Origin of the sequence: Cupriavidus phytorum, assembly GCF_003254285.1 — a bacterium.
GTDB classification, from domain to species: domain Bacteria; phylum Pseudomonadota; class Gammaproteobacteria; order Burkholderiales; family Burkholderiaceae; genus Cupriavidus; species Cupriavidus phytorum.
This window is the reverse complement of sequence record NZ_QKZN01000001.1, coordinates 52,773-74,950: the sequence shown is the minus strand read 5'-3', so window position 1 is coordinate 74,950 and position 22,178 is coordinate 52,773. Positions and strand designations below refer to the sequence as shown.

24 protein-coding genes are annotated in these 22,178 nt (G+C 68.9%); 20 read left to right on the top strand and 4 right to left on the bottom strand.

Annotated features, from left to right (window positions below):
- Positions 1-52: 52 nt before the first annotated feature.
- From C7416_RS00340 to C7416_RS00300, 9 genes are all read left to right on the top strand, one after another.
- Positions 53-1,009, top strand: coding sequence for an oxygenase MpaB family protein (locus C7416_RS00340; RefSeq protein ID WP_111516600.1), 957 nt, complete (start codon positions 53-55; stop codon positions 1,007-1,009).
- Positions 1,010-1,858: 849 nt separating this feature from the next.
- On the top strand, positions 1,859-2,185 hold the full coding sequence (locus C7416_RS00335) for an RNA chaperone Hfq (RefSeq protein ID WP_111516599.1): 327 nt from the start codon (positions 1,859-1,861) through the stop codon (positions 2,183-2,185).
- Between the two features lie 225 nt (positions 2,186-2,410).
- Positions 2,411-3,718 (top strand): FliC/FljB family flagellin, encoded by a 1,308-nt coding sequence (locus C7416_RS00330; protein ID WP_111516598.1) that lies wholly within the window; start codon positions 2,411-2,413, stop codon positions 3,716-3,718.
- A 137-nt stretch (positions 3,719-3,855) separates the two neighbouring features.
- Positions 3,856-4,215, top strand: a complete 360-nt coding sequence (locus C7416_RS00325) for a flagellar protein FlaG (protein ID WP_025584126.1) — start codon at positions 3,856-3,858, stop codon at positions 4,213-4,215.
- A 33-nt stretch (positions 4,216-4,248) separates the two neighbouring features.
- Entirely contained in the window at positions 4,249-5,655 is a 1,407-nt protein-coding gene (gene fliD / locus C7416_RS00320) for a flagellar filament capping protein FliD (RefSeq protein ID WP_111516597.1), read from the top strand.
- A gap of 38 nt (positions 5,656-5,693) precedes the next feature.
- The gene (gene fliS, locus C7416_RS00315; protein ID WP_111516596.1) at positions 5,694-6,119 is read left to right on the top strand and encodes a flagellar export chaperone FliS; all 426 of its coding nucleotides are present in this window, start codon (positions 5,694-5,696) and stop codon (positions 6,117-6,119) included.
- Between the two features lies 1 nt (position 6,120).
- The gene (locus C7416_RS00310) at positions 6,121-6,486 is read left to right on the top strand and encodes a flagellar protein FliT (protein WP_025584123.1); all 366 of its coding nucleotides are present in this window, start codon (positions 6,121-6,123) and stop codon (positions 6,484-6,486) included.
- A 73-nt stretch (positions 6,487-6,559) separates the two neighbouring features.
- A complete protein-coding gene (gene fliK, locus C7416_RS00305) occupies positions 6,560-7,891 on the top strand; it encodes a flagellar hook-length control protein FliK (protein ID WP_111516595.1) in 1,332 nt (443 codons plus the stop codon).
- The gene (locus tag C7416_RS00300) at positions 7,888-8,181 is read left to right on the top strand and encodes an EscU/YscU/HrcU family type III secretion system export apparatus switch protein (RefSeq protein ID WP_111516594.1); all 294 of its coding nucleotides are present in this window, start codon (positions 7,888-7,890) and stop codon (positions 8,179-8,181) included. Before fliK ends, C7416_RS00300 begins: the two co-directional genes overlap by 4 nt.
- Positions 8,182-8,254: 73 nt before the next feature.
- Here the strand turns inward: C7416_RS00300 and fliE are convergent, their stop codons facing one another.
- Positions 8,255-8,578 carry a flagellar hook-basal body complex protein FliE gene (fliE, locus tag C7416_RS00295; RefSeq protein WP_111516593.1) on the bottom strand — a complete coding sequence of 108 codons (324 nt, stop codon included), beginning with the start codon at positions 8,576-8,578 and terminating at the stop codon, positions 8,255-8,257.
- Positions 8,579-9,004: 426 nt separating this feature from the next.
- On the opposite strand from fliE, the gene fliF reads away from it, so the two are divergent.
- The 10 genes from fliF (at position 9,005) to C7416_RS00245 (ending at position 17,996) form a co-directional block, all read left to right on the top strand.
- Positions 9,005-10,708: a flagellar basal-body MS-ring/collar protein FliF gene (gene fliF, locus C7416_RS00290; protein WP_111516592.1), complete on the top strand. Its 1,704-nt coding sequence runs from the start codon at positions 9,005-9,007 to the stop codon at positions 10,706-10,708.
- Positions 10,695-11,705, top strand: coding sequence for a flagellar motor switch protein FliG (gene fliG, locus C7416_RS00285; protein WP_062803757.1), 1,011 nt, complete (start codon positions 10,695-10,697; stop codon positions 11,703-11,705). The genes fliF and fliG overlap by 14 nt, the downstream gene beginning before the upstream one ends.
- Entirely contained in the window at positions 11,692-12,504 is an 813-nt protein-coding gene (gene fliH / locus C7416_RS00280; protein WP_111516591.1) for a flagellar assembly protein FliH, read from the top strand. The genes fliG and fliH overlap by 14 nt, the downstream gene beginning before the upstream one ends.
- Positions 12,497-13,975, top strand: a complete 1,479-nt coding sequence (gene fliI / locus C7416_RS00275; protein ID WP_111516590.1) for a flagellar protein export ATPase FliI — start codon at positions 12,497-12,499, stop codon at positions 13,973-13,975. Before fliH ends, fliI begins: the two co-directional genes overlap by 8 nt.
- Complete coding sequence (gene fliJ, locus C7416_RS00270; protein ID WP_111516589.1) at positions 13,941-14,399, top strand: flagellar export protein FliJ; 459 nt, start codon at positions 13,941-13,943, stop codon at positions 14,397-14,399. Before fliI ends, fliJ begins: the two co-directional genes overlap by 35 nt.
- A 50-nt stretch (positions 14,400-14,449) precedes the next feature.
- Positions 14,450-15,889 carry a flagellar hook-length control protein FliK gene (locus C7416_RS00265; RefSeq protein WP_111516588.1) on the top strand — a complete coding sequence of 480 codons (1,440 nt, stop codon included), beginning with the start codon at positions 14,450-14,452 and terminating at the stop codon, positions 15,887-15,889.
- A gap of 193 nt (positions 15,890-16,082) precedes the next feature.
- Positions 16,083-16,259, top strand: a complete 177-nt coding sequence (locus C7416_RS00260; protein WP_111516587.1) for a type II toxin-antitoxin system HicA family toxin — start codon at positions 16,083-16,085, stop codon at positions 16,257-16,259.
- A 43-nt stretch (positions 16,260-16,302) separates the two neighbouring features.
- On the top strand, positions 16,303-16,719 hold the full coding sequence (locus C7416_RS00255) for a type II toxin-antitoxin system HicB family antitoxin (RefSeq protein ID WP_111516586.1): 417 nt from the start codon (positions 16,303-16,305) through the stop codon (positions 16,717-16,719).
- A 32-nt stretch (positions 16,720-16,751) separates the two neighbouring features.
- The gene (gene alkB / locus C7416_RS00250) at positions 16,752-17,414 is read left to right on the top strand and encodes a DNA oxidative demethylase AlkB (RefSeq protein WP_111516585.1); all 663 of its coding nucleotides are present in this window, start codon (positions 16,752-16,754) and stop codon (positions 17,412-17,414) included.
- A 93-nt stretch (positions 17,415-17,507) separates the two neighbouring features.
- Entirely contained in the window at positions 17,508-17,996 is a 489-nt protein-coding gene (locus C7416_RS00245; protein WP_111516584.1) for a GFA family protein, read from the top strand.
- A gap of 61 nt (positions 17,997-18,057) precedes the next feature.
- On the opposite strand, the gene cysK is transcribed toward C7416_RS00245, so the two are convergent.
- Complete coding sequence (cysK, locus tag C7416_RS00240; protein WP_012356944.1) at positions 18,058-18,975, bottom strand: cysteine synthase A; 918 nt, start codon at positions 18,973-18,975, stop codon at positions 18,058-18,060.
- Between the two features lie 179 nt (positions 18,976-19,154).
- On the opposite strand from cysK, the gene C7416_RS00235 reads away from it, so the two are divergent.
- Positions 19,155-19,919 (top strand): sulfite exporter TauE/SafE family protein, encoded by a 765-nt coding sequence (locus C7416_RS00235; RefSeq protein WP_111516583.1) that lies wholly within the window; start codon positions 19,155-19,157, stop codon positions 19,917-19,919.
- 44 nt (positions 19,920-19,963) lie between these two features.
- Here C7416_RS00235 and C7416_RS00230 read toward each other — a convergent pair whose 3' ends face one another.
- Together C7416_RS00230 and C7416_RS00225 are read right to left on the bottom strand one after the other, a co-directional pair.
- Positions 19,964-20,581: a DUF938 domain-containing protein gene (locus tag C7416_RS00230; RefSeq protein WP_111516582.1), complete on the bottom strand. Its 618-nt coding sequence runs from the start codon at positions 20,579-20,581 to the stop codon at positions 19,964-19,966.
- A gap of 99 nt (positions 20,582-20,680) precedes the next feature.
- On the bottom strand, positions 20,681-22,141 hold the full coding sequence (locus tag C7416_RS00225) for an alpha/beta hydrolase family protein (protein ID WP_111516581.1): 1,461 nt from the start codon (positions 22,139-22,141) through the stop codon (positions 20,681-20,683).
- Positions 22,142-22,178 lie beyond the last annotated feature (37 nt).

The window sequence follows — 22,178 nt, the reverse complement described above, 5'->3', positions numbered from 1 at the left end:
TATGCTGGTCTGACCAAATCCCTCCAACCCCACGCCGCCCAGGCTGTGCCCTTTGTCCAGCGTCACTGACCCCGCCCCGGGCAGCGCCACGCCGCAGCGCCGCGGCCCGCTGCATCAGCTCTCCGCAAGACTGCGGGAGCAGGCCGGTGCGCATGTGCGCGCCCTCACCCGCAGCAACTCCGGCCTGCGCCTGGACTATGACAACCCGCCCGGCGACCCCGGCCTGTTCGGCCCCGAAGCGGTCTGCTGGCGCGTGCATGCGGATTTCCCCGCGATGCTGGCCGGGGGGGTCAGCGCACTGCTGCTGCAGACCCTGCATCCGCTGGCACTGGCGGGAGTATGGGACCACTCCAGTTTCCGCACCGACATGCAGGGACGCCTGGGCCGCACCGCGCAGTTCATCGCCGGCACCACCTATGGCAGCCGCGCCGACGCGATGGCGCTGATCGAACGGGTGCGGCGGATCCATACCGGCGTGTCCGGCATCGCGCCGGACGGCCGACCTTACGCGGCATCGGACCCCGCGTTGCTGACCTGGGTGCACGTGGCCGAGGTCTCGAGCTTCCTGGCGGGCTACCTGCGCTATGTCGGCCCGCTCGGCGCTGCCGAGCAGGACCGCTATTACGCCGAGGTGGCCCGCATCGCGCAGTTGCTCGGCGCGGCCGACGTGCCGTGCTCGCGCGCGGAGGTGGACGCCTATCTCGAATCCATGCGGTCCGCGCTGCTGGCCAGCGAGCGCACCCGCGAAGTGGTGCGTCTGGTCAGGAAGATGCCAGTGGCCAATCCCTTGCTGCAGCCGGCGGTCAGCATCATGGCCGACGCGGGCATCGCGCTGCTGCCGCCATGGGCGCGCCGCCAGCTCGACCTCGACGGGCCTTCGATCCGCCGCTCCGCGGCGCTGGCCGGTATGCACGTGCTGGCGCCGGCACTGCGCTGGGCGCTTGGCGCCGGCCTGGCGGCCCGGGCCCGGCGGCGCGTGGCGCGCGGCACGGACGCTCAGGCGGGTTGAGGGGGGACGAGCCCGACAGGCGCGCGAACGACGCGCCTAGCAGCCGACAAGGGCCGATAAGCGAACGCTTCCGGAGAGCAAAACGGAAATAGCACCAGATTTCCCCGCATTTCGGGGAATCGGCCGCCGGTGAAGTGGCGTTAAATGTGGCTCGGCATTCCGAACGGCCGGTCAGGTTATTCGACCGTCCGGCAACTGCGCCGCAGAGCGCGAATCAAATGACGCGGGCAAAAAAGAAGCCCACGCGCGGGGTGCTCGTAGGCTTTCCAGGACTGCTCGAGCCAAACAGCTCTTGTTACGAATATAAACGCGCTTACATGAGGTGTAAATCCCGCTTCTATCAGGGGATTCCCCTAGCGCAAAACGCGCGCCTTTGCGTATTTCTGGCATTTTTGCCCCTGAAATCACTTTCAGGTTACTTCTTGCAGAGGCTGGCAAATTCCCGCCAGCCCAATGCCCGCCTGGCCCCGCCGGCCAGGGGGGCGCGTCTTCCCACGCCCATCGGGGAGCAACTCTCTACCTCAATTCAGAGGAAAAAAGCAACCAAATTAGTAGAGCATTGCCTCTAGACCACGAGCGGCGTGCCGTCCGTCAACGCTTGTAAAACTTTGTTACTCTCGCCCCTGAAGTATTCCCCTTCTCTTCTGGCAGCGCCAACCGCCGGCCATTGCACGACATTCACGGGCCCGCACACGGGGCCGGGTCTCGGTGCAATCCAGGCGGCCAGTCCGGTCGCCGTTACCGAGAGCGGATGTTTCCCCTGCCGCCCAGGCCGTGCCGCACCCCGAGCCGCCGGCCAACGGACCGTTATCAGCCGCCAGAACCCTTGCGGGCTCTTCCGGAGTCGTTGTGAAGAAGAAGGAAATCCGGCCCAAGCAACCCAGCCGACGGCAACTGCAGTCCCAGCAATTCGCCGCGTACCGCATCACCCAGTCCCCGGTGATCGTGCACCTGTCCAACGGCGCCCGGCTGCACGGGCTGGTGCTGGCCGCCGACGATTTTGTGCTGCTGCTCGGCCGGCGGCACGACGACAGCCAGCCCACCGTGGTCTACAAGCGCGCCATCTGCCTGGTCACGCCGGCCGACGCGCCGGAGGAAATAGGGGTTGCCCCGGAAACGGTGGCTGCGCCGGATTTCGTGCCGCTCTATATTCCGCGCACGCGCAAGCGCCGCTAGGCCGGCGCACGGCCCGACTCCCTTCCACCCTCGCCCCACGTCGCCGCAAGGCGCCTTCCCCCGCCCTGCCGGCACCCCGCGAAACTATCGCGGAGATCACTCTAAACCTTTGCCTTGCCCGGTCGATAACCCAAGCAACGGAGGCACTCTACGCCCTGCAAAGCAGGCCGCCAACGTTACGGCACTAGCCGGAATGCCCAAAACTTTGCATATAGGAGTCGTACCATGGCGCAAGTCATTAACACCAATTCGTTGTCTCTGATGACTCAGAACAACATGAACGCTTCGCAATCGTCGCTGAACACGGCGATCCAGCGCCTGTCGTCGGGCCTGCGCATCAACAGCGCCAAGGACGACGCCGCCGGCCAGGCGATTGCGAACCGCTTCACCTCGAACATCCGGGGCCTGACGCAAGCCCAGCGCAATGCCAACGACGGCATCTCGCTGGCGCAGACCACCGAAGGCGCGCTGACCGAAATCAACAATAACCTGCAACGTATTCGTGAACTGTCGGTCCAGGCGGCCACCGGCTCGAACTCGTCGTCTGACCTGAAGTCGATTCAGGATGAAATCAACCAGCGCCTGTCGGAAATCGACCGTACGTCGCAACAAACGGATTTCAACGGCGTCAAGGTTCTGGCCGGCAACAACAAGCTGTCGGTCCAGGTCGGCGCCAATGACGGCGAAACCATCTCGATCGATCTGAAGCAGATCGACAGGACGACCCTCGGTCTGAGCGGCTTTTCGGTTGCCAAGAATTCCCTGGACGTTGGCCCTAAGGTCACGACCGTTGCCGCTGCGGCTGGCACGGGGTCGCTCAACGTCAGCTTTGCTGCCGGCGAAGTTACCAAGATCAACACCGCAACGGGCAAGACGTTCGCGGCTGCGGATCTGGAGCTCCACGAAGTCAAGACGGCTGGCGGTGCGAACAGCGGCATGTTCGTCGTAAAGGCTGGTGACGACTACTTTGCAGCTTCGGTCAACCGTACCACCGGTGCTGTCGTGCTCAACGGTGCCGACGTTGCATTCCAAGACTCTGCCAATGGCATCACCACCGACGTCACGCTGCAAGACCAACTGATCCGCGTTGCCAATGACGCGAATGGGAACGCCACCGGCTACGTCACCGTCCAAGGTAAGAATTTCGCCGCCCCCGCCGGTACGCTTACTGACGGCGGTGCGACTCCCACTGCCAACGTGGCTGTCGGTACCATCAACCTGAGCGGTGCCGCCACCCCTGAATTCACCGGCGTTCCGACGGGCAACGCGCTGAAGAAAATCGATGCCGCACTGAAGCAAGTTGACGATCTGCGCAGCTCGCTGGGTGCCGTCCAGAACCGTTTCGACTCCGTCATCTCGAATCTGGGCACCACCGTGACCAACCTGTCCTCGTCGCGCTCGCGCATCCAGGACGCGGACTACGCAACGGAAGTGTCGAACATGACCCGCGCGAACATCCTGCAACAGGCTGGTACGTCGGTCCTGGCGCAAGCCAACCAGACCACCCAAGGCGTGCTGTCGCTGCTGCGTTAATCGCCTAGGCGAAAGGCCAAAAAAGGCTGGGCCGCAAGGCTCGGCCTTTTTGTCCGAGAGCATTTTGCAGGCAGCCCGGCTGCGTGCAAAGCGCTACTCAGAGCAAGCGAGTCCCATCAATCCGGACGGAGCATTCGATGTCCCTTTCCCCGACCGTGACTGCAATTGTCACCCGGATGCCAGCCGAAGCTCTGGCCGGCACAGCGACCATGGCCAGCCAGGCAACGCCGCGCGAAAATCAGGTCTCAGGCACGAGCCCGGAGGAAGCCCCCCACAGGGTGGAAACAAGCGCCGCGATCAGCGAACTCGTCGACGCGCTCAAGACCACAACCATCGGCCTGCGCTTTGAGATCGATGAAGCCACGCACCGTGTCATTACCAAGGTGATCGACAAGGAAAGCGGCGAGTTGATCCGGCAGATGCCCACCGAAGAGGTACTGCGCATCGCCCGCGCCATCGACAAGCTGCAGGGGTTGTTCATCAACCAGGCAGCGTGAGCTTTGATCATCAGTTGAAGACGAGACAATTACATGGCAACGATCTCTTCCATTGGCATCGGGTCCAACCTGAACCTGAGCGACTTGCTTGACCAGTTGCAGAAGGCCGAGCAGGCACCGCTTGACGCCATTAACGCGCAGGCCAAGAGCTACCAGACCAAGTTGTCGGCCTACAGTCAGGTGCAGAGCGTGCTTAGTGCGTACCAGGCCGCGGCAAAGAAGCTCTCCGATGCTGCTACCTTCGGCGCCGTAAAGGCCAGCGTCGGCACGACGGACGTGATGACTGTTTCCACCGGTGCCAACGCCGTACCGGGCAGCTATAGCATCACGGTCAACACGCTGGCAACGGCTCAATCGCTGGTGAGCAGCAACGTTGCAGACCAGAAGGCGGTAATCGGTGGGGGCGAGCTCGTTTTCGACTTTGGCGAAGCGCTCGCCACCGGCGGCGCGGCCACCAGCACCAAGAAGGTCACCATCCCCGCGGATTCTTCGCTGGAAGGCATGCGGGATGCCATCAACAAGGCAGGCATCGGCGTGACCGCCAGCATCGTCAATGACGGCAGTGCCAGCCCCTATCGCCTGGTGCTGACCTCGGACAAGACCGGAACGCAAGCCACCATGCGAGTTTCGTCTGCCGACGCTGCCCTGAACAACGTGGTGGCGTTCGATCCGGCCGCTGCGCCCGCTGCCAACAAGATGGAACAGAAGGTTCCGCCGGCCAACGCGACGCTCAAGATCAATGGCATCGACGTGGTCAGCCAGAGCAATTCCGTGGTGGACGCGGCGCAGGGCGTGACCATGAACCTGGTCAAGCCAGGCACTACATCGCTGGTGGTGACCCGTGACAACGAGGCAATCAAGGCCGCGGTCCAGGCCTTTGTCACTGCCTACAACAATATTCAGAGTTCCGCCAAGTCCCTGACGGCATTCGATACCAAGGCCGGCACGTCCGCGGCGCTGACCGGCGACGGCACGCTGCGCACGATCCAGTCTGGCCTGCGCTCGATGCTGGGTGGCGCCATGGACGACGGCAATGGCGGCACCATCACGCTGATCGACGTCGGCATCACGTTCGACAAGGACGGCACGATGAAGCTGGACGATTCCAAGTTGACCAAGGCAATGAACGACAACCTCGGTCGCGTCACCTCCCTGTTCTCCAGCACCACCGGCGACGGCGGCATCGGCAAGCGCGCCACCACCTATATCGAAGGCCTGAGCAAGACCGACGGCGCGCTGAAGGTGGCGCAGGACGGCATCACCAAGACGCTGGAGGACCTGGAGGACGACTATGACCGCGTCCAGGACCGCGTCACCGCCACCATCGACCGCTACAAGGCCCAGTTCACGCAACTGGACCTGGTGGTGGCGCAGATGAACCGCACCAGCAGCTACCTGACGCAGCAGTTCAACGCGCTCAACAACAGCATCAAGAAGTAACCGCCCAGCCGCACCACACCGCCACGAGGAACCCAGCCATGTTCGCCCGCGCATCCGCCAACGCCTACGCCCAGGTCGGCGTCCAGACCGGTGCCATGAGCGCCAGCCCGCACAAGCTGATCGCCATGCTGTACGACGGCGCGCGCGCCGCGATCGCGCGGGCCAGGTTCCACCTGGAAGGCGGCAACATCGCAGAGCGCGGCAATGCCATCTCCAAGGCCATCGACATCATCGACAACGGCCTGCGCGCGGTGCTCGACCACGACGTCGGCGGCGAAATCTCGGCCAACCTCGAAGCGCTGTACGAATACATGGTGCGCCGGCTGATGCTGGCCAACCTGCGCAGCGACGCGGCGCTGCTGAGCGAGGTCGACGCGCTGCTGGAAAGCCTGGCCTCGGCCTGGGCGCAGATCGACGACGCGGCCGCCGGTGCCGAGCGGCAACCCGCCTTACAGGACAACTGACATGGCCTTCCCTCCAGTGTTTTCGCCGATCGTGGCCTGCTACGAGGACATCCTCGCGCTGTCCGCGCGCATGCATGAAGCCGCGCAGGGCGCCGATTGGGACACGGTCACCACCCTGCAGCAAGCCTACCTGGCCCAGGTGGAACGCCTGCGCCAGCTCGACCACGATGCCCCGTTTTCCGATGCCGAGCGCATGCGGCGCTACCAGTTGCTGGACCGCATCCTGACCTACGACGCCCGCATCCGCGACCTGGCGCTGCCGCAGCTCAAGCGGCTCGGCGACATGCTGACCAGCTCGCGCCGGCAGTTCGAGCTGAGCGCCGCCTATGGTGCGACGGCAGGGGCCACGTCGGGCGCCACCACCTGAGGCGGCCCGGGCGCCGCTCCCCTCTTCCACCGGCTGGCCGCACCGGCCGCCGTCCCTGATCCATGCGACCCGTATGACCGGCATCCACCTGCCGCCAGGCCTGGCACCCGGTCAGGCCCCCGACCCCCAGACCCTGCGCACCGCCATCGCCCTCGACCAGGTCGCGGCCTTGCAGCCGGTGGCCGAGGCGACCGAGTCCAACGTCCAGAACGCCACCGGCCAGGCCATCCGCCACAGCGCGCTGGCAAGCGGCCCCAATGCCATGGCCGGCCAGGGCGCCCTGCTGCCGGGCGCGTCGACGCAGGAATCGCTGAGTGCGGCGGCACGAGCCATCCTGGCCGTCTTGGACGGTGCCGAGGCCCAGCCGGTGCGCGGCACGGCCTCGCTGCTGCCGGCGGCGCCCACGGCAGCGTCAGCACAGGCCACCGCCGCGGCGCTGGCCAATGCGGTCGGCCAGAGCGGCCTGTTCTATGAATCGCACCTGGCGCAGTGGGTCTCCGGCGCGCGTGGGCTCGCCAGCGTGCGCCCGGAGCCGCAGGCGCAGGTTCCGGTGCCGGGGCGGCCCGCTGTCCCGGCCGGCGCGAGCCAGGGCGCCGCGGCCACGCCGCTGTCGCTGCAGCTGGCCTATGCCGGCAGCGGCACAGGGGCCGAACCGGCGCGGCCGCCCATGCCGTCCATGCCGCCGCTGCTGCCAGCCTCGCAGGTGCTTGCCGAAGCGCTGGCCTCGGCCGGCAATCCGCGCGTGGCACACAGCCATGCGGCGGCCGAGCAGGCACTGCGGCAAGGCACCGCGACCACCGCCGCCTACAGCCGCGGCGCCGCCGCCGAACCGGCCGCGCAGCGCCCCTCGGCGGCAACGCTGGCCACGCAGGCCTATCAATCGACAGCCGAAGCTGGCGCGCGCCTGGCCGCGCTGGACAGCCTGGCCAGCCAGCCGGCGCGCGCCTCGGATGGCGGTACGCCGTCCGCTCCGGCTGATGCGGGCCGGCAACCGGCGGCCGCCGGCCCGGCCATCCATCCCGCCACCGAAGGCGTGGTCCGCCAGCAGCTGGAGCTGCTCGCCACGCAGCAGTTCCGCTTTGCCGGCGAAGCCTGGCCCGGCGTGCCGATCGAATGGGAACTGCTGCGCGCGGACGCTGACGCCACGGCCAGCCATGGCGAAGCCGCGCGGCCGTGGTCGAGCCGCCTGCGGCTGCAGCTGCCGAACCTGGGCGTGGTCGAAGCGGTGCTGACCTTGGGCCCTGGCGGTCTCGACGCCCGCGTGGCCACCCCCGAAACCGACGTGGCGGCGCGCTTTATCGCGGCTCGCCCGCATCTGCGCAGCCAGCTCGAGGCCCATGGCATCGCGGTGCAGCGCCTGAGCGTGCAGACGCAGGACAGCCTGGCGCAAGGCGCAACGCAATGAGCGACGCAGCACAAGAACGCGGGGCAGCCATCGCGCTGTCGTACCAGCACAGCGACAAGGCGCCGCGCGTGGTCGCCAAGGGCTATGGCGTGGTCGCCGAAGCCATCATCGCCCGCGCGCGCGAGGCCGGCGTCTACGTCCACGACTCGCCGACGCTGGTGAACCTGCTGATGCAGGTCGACCTGGACAGCCACGTGCCGCCGCAGCTCTATGTGGCAGTGGCCGAACTGCTGGCATGGATCTACCAGCTGGAATCCGGCCTGGATCCCGGCGCACCGGGCGCGGCCTGAGCCGGCCCGACGGCAAAAGCCCCCGGCCGCTTGCGCGCGCCGGGGGCTTTCCATTCCAGGCAAGGCATTAGCCTCACACCGCCATATTCATCATCTCCTGGTAAGCCGCCACCAGCCGGTTGCGCACCTGCACCCCGGTCTGGAACGACACGTTGGCCTTCTGCAGGTCGATCATCACGTCATTGAGCGCCACGCCGGGCTTGCCCAGTTCGAACGCCTCGGCCTGGCCGTAGGCGCGTTCCTGCGCGGCGTTGATGCGGCCGAGCGAGCGCTGCAGCTCGCCGGCGAAGCCGCCGCCGACCGGCGCCGTGGCCTGCCCGGCGGAGTTGCCGGAGGCAACCTGGGACATCCCGCGCAGTTGCTGCAGCATGCCCTCGATGGAAGAGATAGTGGTCATGGGTCGTGATCGGCCGGAAGTCCGGCCTGGTTGGTCTTGGGGCGCGCCGTTGGCGCCGGTTGGCCGGTTCCCGGCCCTGCCACAGGTCCGCGCCGGGCGGATCCGCAGCCAGTTTCAGCCCTCGCAGGGTACCCGCCGCCACCCGCGCCCGATGGACCGAAATCGGCCGGAAAACCCGGTCTATTCACCGGATTGTCTCGCTCAAGTCTGGCCGATCATTGCCACCGTGCCGGAAGAGCGCGGACCGTGGTGCCGTGCGGGTGCCGGCCATCACCAGACAACCATCCATTCGGGAGTACGCGTGTTTTCTCTGCAGCGCAACGTGAGCAATGCGGTGAGCCGTGCCGTGAGCCGAGCCGACGACCAAGGCGGTCAGCATCGCCCGTGCCGTCGCGAGCGCCGCGGCGCCGGATCCGGAGCACGCGCATGACCGCGGCAGTCGCACTGCCGGGGCGTCCCGCCGAACTGCTGGAGCGCCTGAAGGCCAACCCGAAGCTGCCGCTGATGCTGGGCGGCGCGGCCCTGGCCGCCGCGATCGCGGTGGGCGTGCTGTGGTCGCGCGGCCCGGACTACAAGGTGCTGTACAGCAACCTGTCCGAGCGCGACGGCGGCGCGGTGCTGCAGTCGCTGCAGCAGATGAACGTGCCGTACAAGTTCGCTGAAGGCGGCGGCGCCGTGATGGTGCCGGCCGAGAAGGTGCACGAGACGCGCCTGCGGCTGGCTTCGCAGGGCCTGCCCAAGAGCGGCACCGCCGGCATGGAACTGATGGACAACCAGAAGTTCGGCATCAGCCAGTTTGCCGAGCAGGTCAACTACCAGCGCGGGCTTGAAGGCGAGCTGGCGCGCTCGATCGAATCGATCGCCGCGGTGCAGGCCGCGCGCGTGCACCTGGCCATCCCCAAGCCGACGCTGTTCGTGCGCGAGCGCCAGAAGCCGACCGCCTCGATCGTGCTGCAGCTGTACCCGGGCCGCGCCATCGATGAAGGCCAGGTCGCGGCGATCAGCCACCTGGTGTCGTCGAGCGTGCCGGAACTGACGCCCAAGTCGATCTCGATCGTCGACCAGCACGGCAACCTGCTGTCGAACACCGGCAACGAGCGCATGCTCGACGCCACCCAGCTCAAGTACGTGCAGGCGCTGGAGCAGAACTACCTGAAGCGCATCGAGGCGATCCTGACGCCGATCGTCGGCAAGGACAACGTGCGCGCGCAGGTCACCGCCGACGTGGACTTCTCCATCGTCGAGCACACCGACGAAAGCTACAAGCCCAACCAGGACCCGACCCGCACCGCGATCCGCAGCCAGCAGACCAGCGAATCGACTCAGCAGGGCGCAACGCCGCCGGGCGGCGTGCCCGGCGCGCTGTCGAACCAGCCGCCCGCCGCCGCCGCGGCACCGGTGACCACGCCGCAGACTCCGCGCGCGGGCCAGGCCCCGGGTCAGGCCGGGGCCCCCGCCGCAGCTCAACCCGGCCAGGCCGCACAGGGCGCGACAACCGCCGCGTCCAGCGGACCGAGCAGCAACCGCCGCGATTCCACCGTCAACTATGAGCTGGACCGCTCGGTGCGCCATGTGCAGCAGGCCCCGGGCGGCGTGCGCCGGCTGTCGGTGGCGGTGGTGGTCAACTACCGCCAGCAGGCCGATGCCAAGGGCAAGCTCGTCGCCGAGCCGCTGCCGCCGGCGCTGCTGGCGCAGATCCAGAACCTGACCAAGGAAGCGATGGGGTTCTCGGCCGATCGCGGCGACTCGATCAATGTGGTCAACAGCCCCTTCACCGCCGAGCGCGAGAAGGCCGAGCCCGAACTGCCGCTGTGGAAGCAGCCCGACATGATTGCACTGGGCAAGAGCCTGGCCGGCTACCTGCTGCTGGCATTGCTGGCGCTGTTCGTGTGGTTCAAGGTGGCGCGGCCGATCCTGCGCCGCTACACCGCGCCTCCGTTGCCGGCCCCCGAGCCCAAGGACGAGACCGAGGCGGTGCTGCTGCCGCCGGAAGAGCCGGCCAATCCGGAAATCCTGCGGCTTGCCGCGAAGTATGAAAGCGACCTCGCGCTGGTGCGCGACGCCGCCCAGCGCGACCCCCGCCTGGTCGCCAGCGTGATCAAGAACTGGATTAGCAATGACAACCGCTAAGGGCATCTCTGAATCCGGCCTGCAGAAGAGCGCGGTGCTGATGATGGCGATCGGCGAGGATGCCGCGGCCGAGGTGTTCAAGCACCTGTCGCAGCGCGAAGTGCAGGAGCTGGGCTCGGCCATGGCCACGCTCAGCTCGGTCACCCGCGAGGAGATGGCCGAGGTGCTGGGCGAGTTCCGCGCCGAGACCGAGCAGTACCTGGCGCTGAACGTCGACTCCAGCGCGTTTATCCGCAGCGTGCTGAACAAGGCGCTGGGCGAGGAGCGCGCGCAGTCGGTGATCGAGGACATCCTGGAGTCGCGCGATCCGGGCGGCGGCATCGACTCGCTCAACTGGATGGACGCCACCGCCATCGCCGAGCTGATCCGCGACGAGCATCCACAGATCATCGCCACCATCCTGATCCACCTGGACCGCCAGAAGTCGTCCGAGGTGCTGGGGCTGTTCACCGACCGCCTTCGTAACGACGTGATCCTGCGCATCGCCACCTTCGGCGGCGTGCAGCCGGGTGCGCTGCAGGAACTGACCGACGTGCTGACCAAGCTGCTGGCCGGCCAGAGCCTGAAGCGCAGCCGCATGGGCGGCGTGCGCACCGCGGCCGAGATCATCAACCTGATGAGCACCGCGCACGAAGAGGCCGTGATCGACGGCGTGCGCCTGCACGACGGCGACCTGGCGCAGAAGATCATCGACGAGATGTTCCTGTTCGAGAACCTGCTCGAGGTCGACGACCGCGGCATCCAGCGCGTGCTCAAGGAAATCGCCACCGAATCGCTGATCGTCGCGCTCAAGGGCGCGCCGCAGGAGCTGCGCGACAAGTTCATCCGCAACATGTCGACCCGCGCCGGCGAGATGCTGCGCGAGGACCTGGACGCGCTGGGCCCGGTGCGCGTGTCGCAGGTCGAGGCCGAGCAGAAGGCCATCCTGCAGGTGGTAAGACGCCTGGCGGATGCGGGCGAAGTGCAGATCGGCGGAGGCGACGATGCCTATGTCTGAGGCAGACCCCGAGCGCGGGGCCGGGCGCCGCGCCCTGGGCACGGACCCGCTCTCGTCCCTCGGCGGCCACGGCGCCGCCGGTTCCGGTGGCTTCGCGCCGTTCGAGCCGCCGCGCCGCACCCGTGGCGGCGGCGCCGGCTGGCAGCGCTGGCAGATGGGCTCGCTCGATTCCCGGCATGCCGAGCCGCTGGAAACGCTAGCCGCCGTGCCGGCCGAACCGGCGCCGCCGCCGATCGACTTCGCCGCGCTCGACGCGATGCGCGAAGGCGCGCGCAAGGAAGGCTACGCCCAGGGCTACACCCAGGGCCAGACCCAGGGTTACGGCGACGGCCATCGCGAAGGCTATGCGCGCGGGCTGGAAGCCGCCCGCAACGAGGCCGCCCAACTGCAGGCGCTGGCCGGCAATTTCCGCAGCGCGCTGAGCAACGTCGACGACGCGGTCGCGCACGCGCTGGTGTCGCTGGCGCTGGACGTGGCGCGCCAGCTGGTGCGCACGACGCTGGCGCAGGACGCCGCGGCGCTGCTGCCCGCGGTGCGCGAGCTGCTGACCAGCGAACCGGCGCTGTCCGGATCGCCCAGCCTGCTGCTGCACCCCGACGACGTCGCGCTGGTGGAGACCCACCTGCAAGGCGAACTCGCCGCCGCCGGCTGGAGCGTGCGCGCCGATCCGTCGGTGGCGCGCGGCGGCTGCATCGCCAGCGCCGCCAGCGGCGAGCGCGACGCCACGCTGCCCACACGCTGGACCCGCGTGGTGCGGGCGCTGGGCCGCGACGACCCGTGGGAGCCGCCGCATGCCTGATGCCGCGCAGGACAACCACGACGCCGCGCACGCCCATACGCAACGCTGGATCGGCGCACTCAACGGCGCCGCGGCCGGCATTGCCGGACTCGACAGCAAGCGCAGCTGCGGCCGCCTGACGCGCGCCGCCGGGCTGGTGCTGGAGGCCGTGGGCCTGCGCCTGCCGGTGGGCAGCGATTGCCTGATCGAGCTGCCCGCCGGACAGTTCACCACCGACAGCAACGCGCCGCGCACCGCTGAAGCCGAAGTGGTCGGCTTCGGCGCCGACCGCCTCTACCTGATGCCGCAGTCCGACGTGGTCGGGCTGCTGCCGGGCGCGCGTGTCTACCCGCTGGAGCCGTCGCCGCAACCCGCCGGCACCAGCGCGCCGCGCGAGCCGGGCTCCAAGCGCCTGCCGGTCGGCGCGGGCCTGCTGGGCCGCGTGCTGGATGCGGCGGGCCGACCGCTGGACGGGCTCGGCCCGCTCGCGGCGGCGATGGAAGTGCCGCTGGCCGGCGAGCAGATCAATCCGCTGATGCGAGCCCCGATCGAAACCGTGCTCGACACCGGCGTGCGTGCCATCAACGGCATGCTGACCGTCGGCCGCGGCCAGCGCATGGGCCTGTTCGCGGGCTCGGGCGTGGGCAAGAGCGTGCTGCTGGGCATGATGGCGCGCTACACCAGCGCCGACGTGATCGTGGTCGGCCTGATCGGCGAACGCGGCCGCGAAGTGAAGGAATTCATCGAGAACATCCTCGGGCCCGAGGGCCGCCGCCGCTCGGTGGTGGTGGCCGCGCCGGCCGACTGCTCGCCGCTGCTGCGCATGCAGGGCGCCGCCTATGCGACGCGGCTGGCCGAGTATTTCCGCGACCAGGGCCAGCATGTGCTGCTGATCATGGATTCGCTGACGCGCTATGCCATGGCCCAGCGCGAGATTGCACTGGCGATCGGCGAGCCTCCCGCCACCAAGGGCTATCCGCCGTCGGTCTTCGCCAAGCTGCCGACGCTGGTCGAGCGCACCGGCAACGGCCCCGAGGGCGGCGGCTCGATCACCGCTTTCTACACCGTGCTGACCGAAGGCGACGACCAGCAGGACCCGATCGCCGATTCCGCGCGCGCCATCCTCGACGGCCATATCGTGCTGTCGCGCAGCCTCGCCGAAGCCGGCCACTATCCGGCCATCGATGTCGAGGCCTCGATCAGCCGCGCCATGACCGCGCTGATCCCGCACGAGCAGTTCGGCTCGGTGCGCCGCTTCAAGCAGCTGATGTCGCGCTATCAGCGCAACCGCGACCTGATCAGCGTGGGTGCCTACGTGCCGGGCAACGACCCGGAACTGGACCTGGCGATCCAGCTGCATCCGCGCATGGAAGCCTTCCTGCAGCAGGACATCCACGAGCGCGCCGGCTACGCCGACGCCATCGCCGCGCTGCACAGCCTCTTCGACAGGAGTGAACATGCTCAAGCATTCACCGCTCAACACGCTGGCTGACCTGGCCCAGACCGACACCGACGCCGCCGCGCGCGAGCTCGGCCGGCTGCAGGGCCTGCGCACGCAGGCAGAGGTGCAGCTCAACCAGCTCACGCAGTATCGCCAGGAATACCGCGAGCGCATGCAGGTGGTGGCGGCGCAGGGCATTACCTCCAGCCGCTGGCAGGACTTTTCGCGCTTCCTCGATTCGCTGGACCAGGCCATCCGCCAGCAGGGCGCGGCCCTGGCCAAGGCCGAGGCCGACCTGCTGGCCGGCCGCAACCGCTGGCAGCACCAGAAGCGCCGCCTGAACTCGTTCGACACGCTGATCGCCCGCGCGGAAGCGAAGCAGGAGCAGGTGGCCGCGCGCCGCGAGCAGCGCGCCAACGACGAATACGCCGCCCGCCTGGCCCGCACCGCGACCAGCCGCCTGAGCGAAGCCTGAACGATGCCCGGGCGGCAACCGCCCGCCGGGCCACACCGTAGCGAATCCCCATGATCGATATCAGCCAGATTGTCAGCAGCGCCGCCAATGCTGTGGAAGGCGCCCGGCGCGCCAACGCCGACGCCGCCGCCAGCGGCTTCCGCGACGCGCTCTCGCAGGCGCGCGACAGCCACCAGGCCGCCGCTCCGGCGCCCGCCGCAAGGGAGACGGTCGCCCGCGACAAGCCCACGACGCGGCCGGCTGCTGCACAGGCCGACGCCGGCAACCCACCACACACCGCCGCCACCGGCAAGAAGGCCGCTGCCGGCGAGAAGGATCAGGACCAGGAAGACGCCGCCGCGGCAACGCCGACGGATGCAGCCGCCGCGGCAGCCGCCGCATTGGCGCTGATGCCTCCCCCCGCCGCGCCAGCGAATCCCACGACTACTCCAACTGGCGCGACGGGCGCTGCCATCGCCGGCATGAACGACACCGGCAGTGCCGCGGCCCTGCACGCGGCGCTCGGCATCACCGTGCCGAACGCCAGCGCGCAAGCCCAGGCCGAAGCCGGCACCACGGCAGGCCCTGTTGACGGCACCGCATTGCCCGAGCCGTTGCAGGCGCTCACCGCCGAAGCGCGACCGGCGCAGCCGTCGGTCGCCGACACGCTGGCCACCATCGCCTCGCAACGCGCGGCGCTGCAGCCGGGCGGCAGCGCCGGAACCGATGCAAAGGCCGGCGCCACGCCAGCCGTTGCCGCCGACGCGCTGGCGCTCCGGCAAGACCTGCCGGGACAGGACACCGGCGCCTCCGCGGGCGGATCGGGGCATCGCCCCGACAGCGGCCTTGGCCAGCACCGCGCCGATCCGCTCGCGGCCAATCCTGCCGCGCCGGACGCCCGCCCCGCCGCCGGCCAGTTCGCCGCCGCGCAAGCTGCCGCGCGCGCCGGCGAGACCGCCGCGATCACTCCCGACAGCATCCCTGCCGCGGCCGCCACGCTGGCCGGACAACCCACTCCGGCCGCTGCCGCCGCGGCCGCCAGCCGCCCCGTGGTCGCCCCGCCGCTGTACGACAGCCAGTGGCCGCAGGCCCTGAGCCAGCAGATGATCCGCCTGGGCACGCAAGGCCAGCAAAGCGCCGAACTGCAGCTGAATCCGCCCGACCTGGGGCCGCTGAAGGTGGTGCTCAACGTGGTCAACGACCAGGCCCAGGCGAAATTCGTCTCGCCCCACCAGGCCGTGCGCGCCGCGGTCGAGGCCGCGCTGCCGCACCTGCGCACCGCGCTGTCGGAAAACGGCATCCAGCTGGGCCACACCTCGGTCGGCGCCGATGGCTTTGCCAGCCAGGCCGGCAACGGCAACGGGCAGCAACAGCAGGCGCCGGGGCATGGGCGCTGGCAGGCTGGCTTTGGTGGCGCTGCGGTGGCGGCGGCCGAGCCGGGGCCAGGGGCCAGTGCTGCGGCACGGCCTGCGCGAGTGCTGGGGCGGGGGGAGATTGATACGTTTGCGTGAAGAGCTCCGCCGCGCGGACTCCACCGCGCCCGCATGCAAGAGCAAGGCCGCCTCAAGGGCGGCCTTGTCATGTCGGCAGAAGCCAAGCGTGGAAACGCGGACACGTTGCTGCAACAAAATTGGACGTATTGCTGCTAGAATACGTAAACATTTTTGCTTACCCTGAACACCACTGATCGGCAGGAGGTTTCGGGTGAAGCAAAGTGAATTTCGGCGATGGCTCGCCGGACAAGGCGCGACCTTCAGCGAAGGCGCCAAGCATGTCAGGGTGTATCTCAATGGCAGGCAGTCGACCTTGCCGCGGCATCCCAGCCATGAAATCGGCGAGGGGCTGCGCAAGGCGATTCTCAAGCAACTCGGCCTATCGTGAGCCTGCAAGACATACCCGCCCTTGTCGCCAAAGGAGTTTCAATATGCTTCGTTTCCCCGCCAACATCGTCCCCGACGGCGAAGGCTTTGCGGTCTCGTTTCCCGATATCCCGGAAGCCCTGACCAGCGGCGCCACGATCGAGCAGGCCCAGGAGATGGCCGCCGATGCGCTTGCCACCGCCATGGAGTTCTATTTCGAGGATGGCCGGCCGGTGCCGCTGCCGTCGAGGGCCGGACGCGGCCAGCATCTGGTCGAGCTGCCGGCAAGCATGTCGGCAAAGGTGCTGCTGCTCAACGAGATGATCGCGCAGGGGGTCACGCAGGCGGAGTTGGCACGGCGCCTGCATACCCGCAAGCAGGAAGTCCAGCGCATCGTCGACCTGGATCATGCGACCAAGATCGACACGATCGAGGCCGCCTTCCGGGCGCTGGGCAGGCGGCTGGAACTGAAGGTCGCCTGAACCCGCCGGGCCACAGCAGCACCCTACCCACCATGACGTTCGACCTGTTCGACGACCTGCCCGAAGACAGCGCAGCCACCCCCGTCATCGAACCCCTCGCCGACGGCGCCGTCGTGCTGCGCAGCGCGGCGCGGGCCAATGCCGAAGTGCTGCTAGCCGATGTGCAAGCCGTCCTGGCCCTGGCCCCCTGGCGGCACATGGTCACTCCGGGTGGCCTCAAGATGTCGGTGGCGATGACCAACTGCGGTGCGTGCGGCTGGGTCTCCGATGCGCGCGGCTATCGCTATGACGCGGTCGATCCGCTGAGCGGACAGGCGTGGCCCGACATGCCCGCGAGTTTCCGCGAGCTGGCCGCCAGCGCGGCGACGCAGGCGGGCTTTGCCGGCTTTGCGCCGGATGCCTGCCTGATCAACCGCTATGTGCCGGGCACCCGGCTGTCGCTGCACCAGGACCGCGACGAGCGCGATTTCTCCGCGCCCATCGTCTCGGTGTCGCTGGGGCTGCCGGCGGTGTTCCTGTTCGGCGGCATGCGCCGTGCCGACAAGCCGCAGCGCGTACGGCTGGCGCATGGCGACGTGGTGGTGTGGGGCGGGCCGTCGCGGCTGGCGTTCCACGGCGTGGCGCCGCTGGCCGATGGCGATCATCCGCTGCTGGGGCCGCTGCGCATCAACCTGACGTTCCGCAAGGCGCGCTAGGCGCCCGCCTTGGGGCCTGGGCCTTGGCACTTTGGCGGGGGTTTTCTACAGTCAATGGACTGTCCCGAACGCCATCGTGCAAAGGTCCTTCCCATGCATCTCGACGGCTCCTGCCATTGCGGCGCGGTCCACTTCTCGCTCGAGTCCGATTCGCCCTGCCCTTACATGCATTGCCATTGCTCGATCTGCCGCAAGACGGCAGGCGGTGGCGGCTATGCCATCAACATCGGCGGCGATGCCGCCACGCTGCGCGTGCGCGGGCGCAAGCACCTGGGCGTCTATCACGCCGTGCTGCGCGAGCCCGGCAAGCGCGCGCGGCGCTCGCCCGCGCAGCGGCATTTCTGCGTCAAGTGCGGCAGCGCGCTGTGGCTGTGGGATCCGCGCTGGCCCGAGCTGCTGTATCCCCATGCCTCGGCCATCGACACGCCGCTGCCGCGCCCGCCCGAGGTGGTGGAGGCCTCGCTGGACTCCGTCGCGCCGTGGGTCGACGTGCCGCGCGGCAAGGGCCATGTCCGCTGCGACACATGGCCGGAGGAATCGCTGGCCGACTGGCACAAGCGGCACGGCCTGCTGTCGCGCTGAATGGCGGGCGGGCGCGACAGGAACGGTTTCGTTCAAGCCGCGCGCACGCCGCCGACGTCCCTCAGGCGGGCAGGAAACCTTCCACCGTCAGGTAGCGCTCGCCGGTGTCGTAGTTGAAGCCCAGCACGCGCGCGTTGGCCGGCAGCTCCGGCAGCTTCTGCGCGATCGCCGCCAGCGTGGCGCCCGACGAGATCCCGACCAGGATGCCTTCCTCGCGCGCGCAGCGGCGCGCCATCTCGCGCGCGGGCTCGGCGTCGACCTGGATCACGCCGTCGAGCAGCGCGGTGTCGAGGTTCTTCGGGATAAAGCCCGCGCCGATGCCCTGGATCGGATGCGGCGCCGGCGCGCCGCCGGAGATCACCGGCGAGGCCACCGGCTCGACCCCGAACACCTTCAGCTGCGGCCATTTTTCCTTCAGCACCCGGGCGCAACCGGTCAGGTGGCCACCGGTGCCGACGCCGGTGATCAGCGCGTCGAGCCCCTCGGGGAAATCGTTCAGGATTTCCTGCGCGGTGGTGCGCGCATGCACGTCGGCGTTGGCGGGGTTCTCGAACTGCTGCGGCATCCACGCGCCCGGGGTGGCGGCAACCAGTTCCTCGGCGCGCGCGATCGCGCCCTTCATGCCCTTCTCGCGCGGGGTCAGGTCGAAGGTGGCGCCATAGGCCAGCATCAGGCGGCGGCGCTCGACCGACATGCTGTCCGGCATTACCAGCACCAGCTTGTAGCCCTTGACCGCGGCCACCATCGCCAGGCCGATGCCGGTGTTGCCCGAGGTCGGCTCGATGATGGTGCCGCCGGGCTTGAGCACGCCGCGGCGTTCGGCGTCTTCCACCATCGCCAGCGCGATGCGGTCCTTGATCGAAGCGCCCGGGTTGCTGCGTTCAGACTTGATCCAGACCTCGTGGCCATTGCCGAACAGCCGGTTGATGCGGATATGCGGGGTATTGCCGATCGTCTGCAGGATGTTCTGGACCTTCATCGTGTTCTCCGTGGCGGGTGCGATGCAGCGAGCCAGGGGCCGCGCAACGCAGGATCGAATGACCCCGCCGATTTTAGTGCAAAGCGCCGGGCCCGCTCGCGTATGATTGAGGCCGCCGCGCCCTGCCCCCGCTTTCCCCGGAATCCGGCCTCAAATCCCCGCATTGCCCCCTTGCACCGATGCCTGACCACCTGCTGGTGTCCTCCCTGCTGATCTTCGGACTTGGTGGTTTGCTCGGCGCGGTGGGCGGGCTGTTCGGCATCGGCGGCGGGCTGATCGCGATTCCGGCGCTGGGGCTGCTGTTCGGCATGGACCAGCAGCTGGCGCAGGGCACCGCGCTGGTGATGATCGCGCCCAACGTGCTGATCGGCTTCTGGCAATACCGCAAGCGCGCCGACATTGCGCTGCGCACGGCAGTGGTGCTGGGCTTGTCCGCGGTGCTGGCGACCTGGCTGTCGGCGCGCGCGGCCACGGCGATGGACGCGCAGCTGCTGCGGCGGATCTTCGCGCTGTTCATGATCGGCATGGCGCTGTACTTCCTGTGGCGGCTGCTGCCGGGGCGCGCGGTGACGGCGCCGCAGGCGCGTGTGTCGGCGCGCTGGATTCCGCTGGTGGGCGTGGTCGGTGGCTTGTTCTCCGGCTTCTTCAGCGTGGGCGGCGGTGTGGTCGCCGCGCCGGCGCTGGTCGGCCTGTTCGGGCTGCGCCAGGCCGCCGCGCAAGGCCTGGCGCTGGCGCTGGTGACGCCCGGCGCGGTGGTGGCGCTGGCCACCTATGCCCATGCCGGCCAGGTCGACTGGGCCAGCGGCATTCCGCTGTCGCTGGGCGGCATGCTGACCATCTCGTGGGGCGTGGCGCTGGCGCACCGGATGCCCGAGCGCCGCCTGCGCGCATTGTTTGCGGTGTGCCTGATCGCCACCGCGGTAGTGATGCTGGTGCGCGGCTGAATCCGGCGAATCGTGCGAATGCCGCGCATCCCGCGCACGGCGCCCTACTTGCGCAGCACCAGGCAGAAGTTGTTGGCCGGCATCGGCACCGGCTCGTCGCAGCGCAAACCCTGCGCCGCGCCCAGTGCGATCACGGCCTCCATGTCGCGCACGCCCCAGTCGGGGTCGGCGGCGCGCAGCTGCGCGTCGAAGGCGGCGTTGCTGGGCGCGGTATGCGCGCCGCCGCGACGGTAAGGACCGTACAGGAACAGCACGCCACCGGGCCCCAGCAGCTTGCCGGCGCCCGCGAACAGCGCCTCGGCCGCGGCCCACGGGGCAATATGGATCATGTTGATGCAAACCACCGCAGCCGCGGCGTCGATGCCCCACGGCTGGTGGCAGACGTCCAGCGCCAGCGGCGCGCGCACATTGGCCAGGCCCGCGTGCGCGGTCCATGCCGCGATCGACGCGCGCGCGGCGGCGTCCGGATCGCTCGGCTGCCAGGTGATGCCAGGCAGCGCCGCGGCAAAGTGGACGGCGTGCTGGCCGGTGCCGCTGGCGATTTCCAGCACGGTGCCGGTGGCTGGCAGTACCTGGCGCAGCACGGCGAGGATGGGCTCGCGGTTGCGTTCGGTGGCGGGCGCCATGCGGCGCGCGTCGGGGTCGTGGGTCGGGCCGGTCATGATGGCATGCGCAGGCGGTAGCTGGGGAATGCGGCTAGCGTAGCAGAATTGGCGCGCGGGCCCGCCGCGCGCCACTGCGCTACGCTGCCAACCCGCCGCTCAGCCCGGCGCGCACGGGAACGCCTGCGCCACCGACGGCCGCAGCGCCGCCGTGGTCTGGTTTTCCTCGCCGCTCGCCAGCGTGTTATCGGTGAACTTGCAGCCGTAGGACGGGCTGGCCACGGTGGCGGCGTCCAGGACCTCGTCGCCGGCCGGCTTCACGCCGTTCTGTTCCCAGTTGACCATGTCGTCGAAGGCCCTGGCCTCTTCCGCCACGGTGAAGTCGCAATGGCTGACGCCGCGGATGGCGCGCTGCACCAGCCATTGCGCGGTGCCGTTGGCATCGGCGCGACGCTTGTAGATCTGCTCCATGCTGAACGGCACGTACATGTCGCCCAGCGTATGCAGCGTCACCACCGGCACGCCGATGCGCGCATTGGTCCTGGGAATCCAGCGCAAGCCGTCGCTGCGCGCGCGGTTGGCTTCGGCGCTGCCGCTAACGCGGAAGATGCCCGCGTTGAACGACTGCTCCGCCGCCGACTGCGCCGGGTCGTTGTCGAACTGGAAGGTGATGCCGGTGGTGTTGACCACGTTCTGCGTCAGGATGCCGTTGACCGAGCCGTCCTGGCCGAAGGTGCTCCACACCGCGTCCTGCAGCCCCTGCGCGCCCGGGCCGCCGAAGCCCCAGTCGAACAGCGGCCGCTGCCCGCCGGTCAGGTTGCGCACGATCGCCTTGAGGGTATCGCCCTGCGCCGTGGTCTGGCCCGGATACGTGGTGAACAGCGCCGCGCGCACCGCCGGCGCGATCTGCGCCCAGTTGGCCGCCGGCCATGCCGTTACCGGATAGCCGGCCAACTGCTGCGCGGCGGTCTGGTAGGCGCCGAAGTAGTTGAACAGCTCGGTATCGCCGAGCACGCCGCACATCGGCACCGCGCCGTGGTAGCGCACCTTGTGGTTGGCGGCCTGGATGTTCTCTTCATCGACCGCAGCGGCCGAGATATGGCCGCCCATCGAATGGCCGATGATGTAGAGGCGCGCCGGTGCCGCCAGCGTGCGCCCGTTCTGCGCGGCAATGCGCGTGAAGGCCAGCGCCAGGGCATTGGTGTCTTCCACGCCGGCGCGCACGTCATAGTAGTTCTTGGCATAGCTGGACGCGGCCCAGGCGTAGCCGTTGGCCAGCAGGTGCCGGCGGATCCTGGGCGGGGTCACCGACAGGGCCGCGCCGGTGCCGGCATAGCCATGGGCATACATCACCAGCCGGCCGTTCCAGTTCTTCGGCACCTCGATGCGGTAGCCGGCGCCGTCCTGCACGCCCCACCAGCGGTCGGCCTCGGGCGCACCGGCCAGCGCCGCAAACGGCAGCGTGGCGGCATCCATGCTGAAGGTGCGGTCGTCCTGCGGGCGCTTCTCCTCGGCCTGCGGCGGCGGGGTCTGCGCCGGTTCGTCGTCATCGCCGCCGCAGCCGTATAGCAGCGTGGCGGCGAGGCACAGCATCGCGGCTTTCCCGACAACTCGTTTCATGCCTGGTCTCCTTGTTATGCGGTTCTTGTTGTCCTGG

Coding starts and splice junctions, on each gene's coding strand:
- C7416_RS00330 (WP_111516598.1), top strand. CDS start 2,411: ATGGCGCAAGTCATTAACACCAATTCGTTGTCTCTGATGACTCAGAAC.
- C7416_RS00325 (WP_025584126.1), top strand. CDS start 3,856: ATGTCCCTTTCCCCGACCGTGACTGCAATTGTCACCCGGATGCCAGCC.
- fliD (WP_111516597.1), top strand. CDS start 4,249: ATGGCAACGATCTCTTCCATTGGCATCGGGTCCAACCTGAACCTGAGC.
- fliS (WP_111516596.1), top strand. CDS start 5,694: ATGTTCGCCCGCGCATCCGCCAACGCCTACGCCCAGGTCGGCGTCCAG.
- C7416_RS00310 (WP_025584123.1), top strand. CDS start 6,121: ATGGCCTTCCCTCCAGTGTTTTCGCCGATCGTGGCCTGCTACGAGGAC.
- fliK (WP_111516595.1), top strand. CDS start 6,560: ATGACCGGCATCCACCTGCCGCCAGGCCTGGCACCCGGTCAGGCCCCC.
- C7416_RS00300 (WP_111516594.1), top strand. CDS start 7,888: ATGAGCGACGCAGCACAAGAACGCGGGGCAGCCATCGCGCTGTCGTAC.
- fliE (WP_111516593.1), bottom strand. CDS start 8,578: ATGACCACTATCTCTTCCATCGAGGGCATGCTGCAGCAACTGCGCGGG.
- fliF (WP_111516592.1), top strand. CDS start 9,005: ATGACCGCGGCAGTCGCACTGCCGGGGCGTCCCGCCGAACTGCTGGAG.
- fliG (WP_062803757.1), top strand. CDS start 10,695: ATGACAACCGCTAAGGGCATCTCTGAATCCGGCCTGCAGAAGAGCGCG.
- fliH (WP_111516591.1), top strand. CDS start 11,692: ATGCCTATGTCTGAGGCAGACCCCGAGCGCGGGGCCGGGCGCCGCGCC.
- fliI (WP_111516590.1), top strand. CDS start 12,497: ATGCCTGATGCCGCGCAGGACAACCACGACGCCGCGCACGCCCATACG.
- fliJ (WP_111516589.1), top strand. CDS start 13,941: ATGCTCAAGCATTCACCGCTCAACACGCTGGCTGACCTGGCCCAGACC.
- C7416_RS00265 (WP_111516588.1), top strand. CDS start 14,450: ATGATCGATATCAGCCAGATTGTCAGCAGCGCCGCCAATGCTGTGGAA.
- C7416_RS00255 (WP_111516586.1), top strand. CDS start 16,303: ATGCTTCGTTTCCCCGCCAACATCGTCCCCGACGGCGAAGGCTTTGCG.
- alkB (WP_111516585.1), top strand. CDS start 16,752: ATGACGTTCGACCTGTTCGACGACCTGCCCGAAGACAGCGCAGCCACC.
- C7416_RS00245 (WP_111516584.1), top strand. CDS start 17,508: ATGCATCTCGACGGCTCCTGCCATTGCGGCGCGGTCCACTTCTCGCTC.
- cysK (WP_012356944.1), bottom strand. CDS start 18,975: ATGAAGGTCCAGAACATCCTGCAGACGATCGGCAATACCCCGCATATC.
- C7416_RS00235 (WP_111516583.1), top strand. CDS start 19,155: ATGCCTGACCACCTGCTGGTGTCCTCCCTGCTGATCTTCGGACTTGGT.
- C7416_RS00230 (WP_111516582.1), bottom strand. CDS start 20,581: ATGACCGGCCCGACCCACGACCCCGACGCGCGCCGCATGGCGCCCGCC.
- C7416_RS00225 (WP_111516581.1), bottom strand. CDS start 22,141: ATGAAACGAGTTGTCGGGAAAGCCGCGATGCTGTGCCTCGCCGCCACG.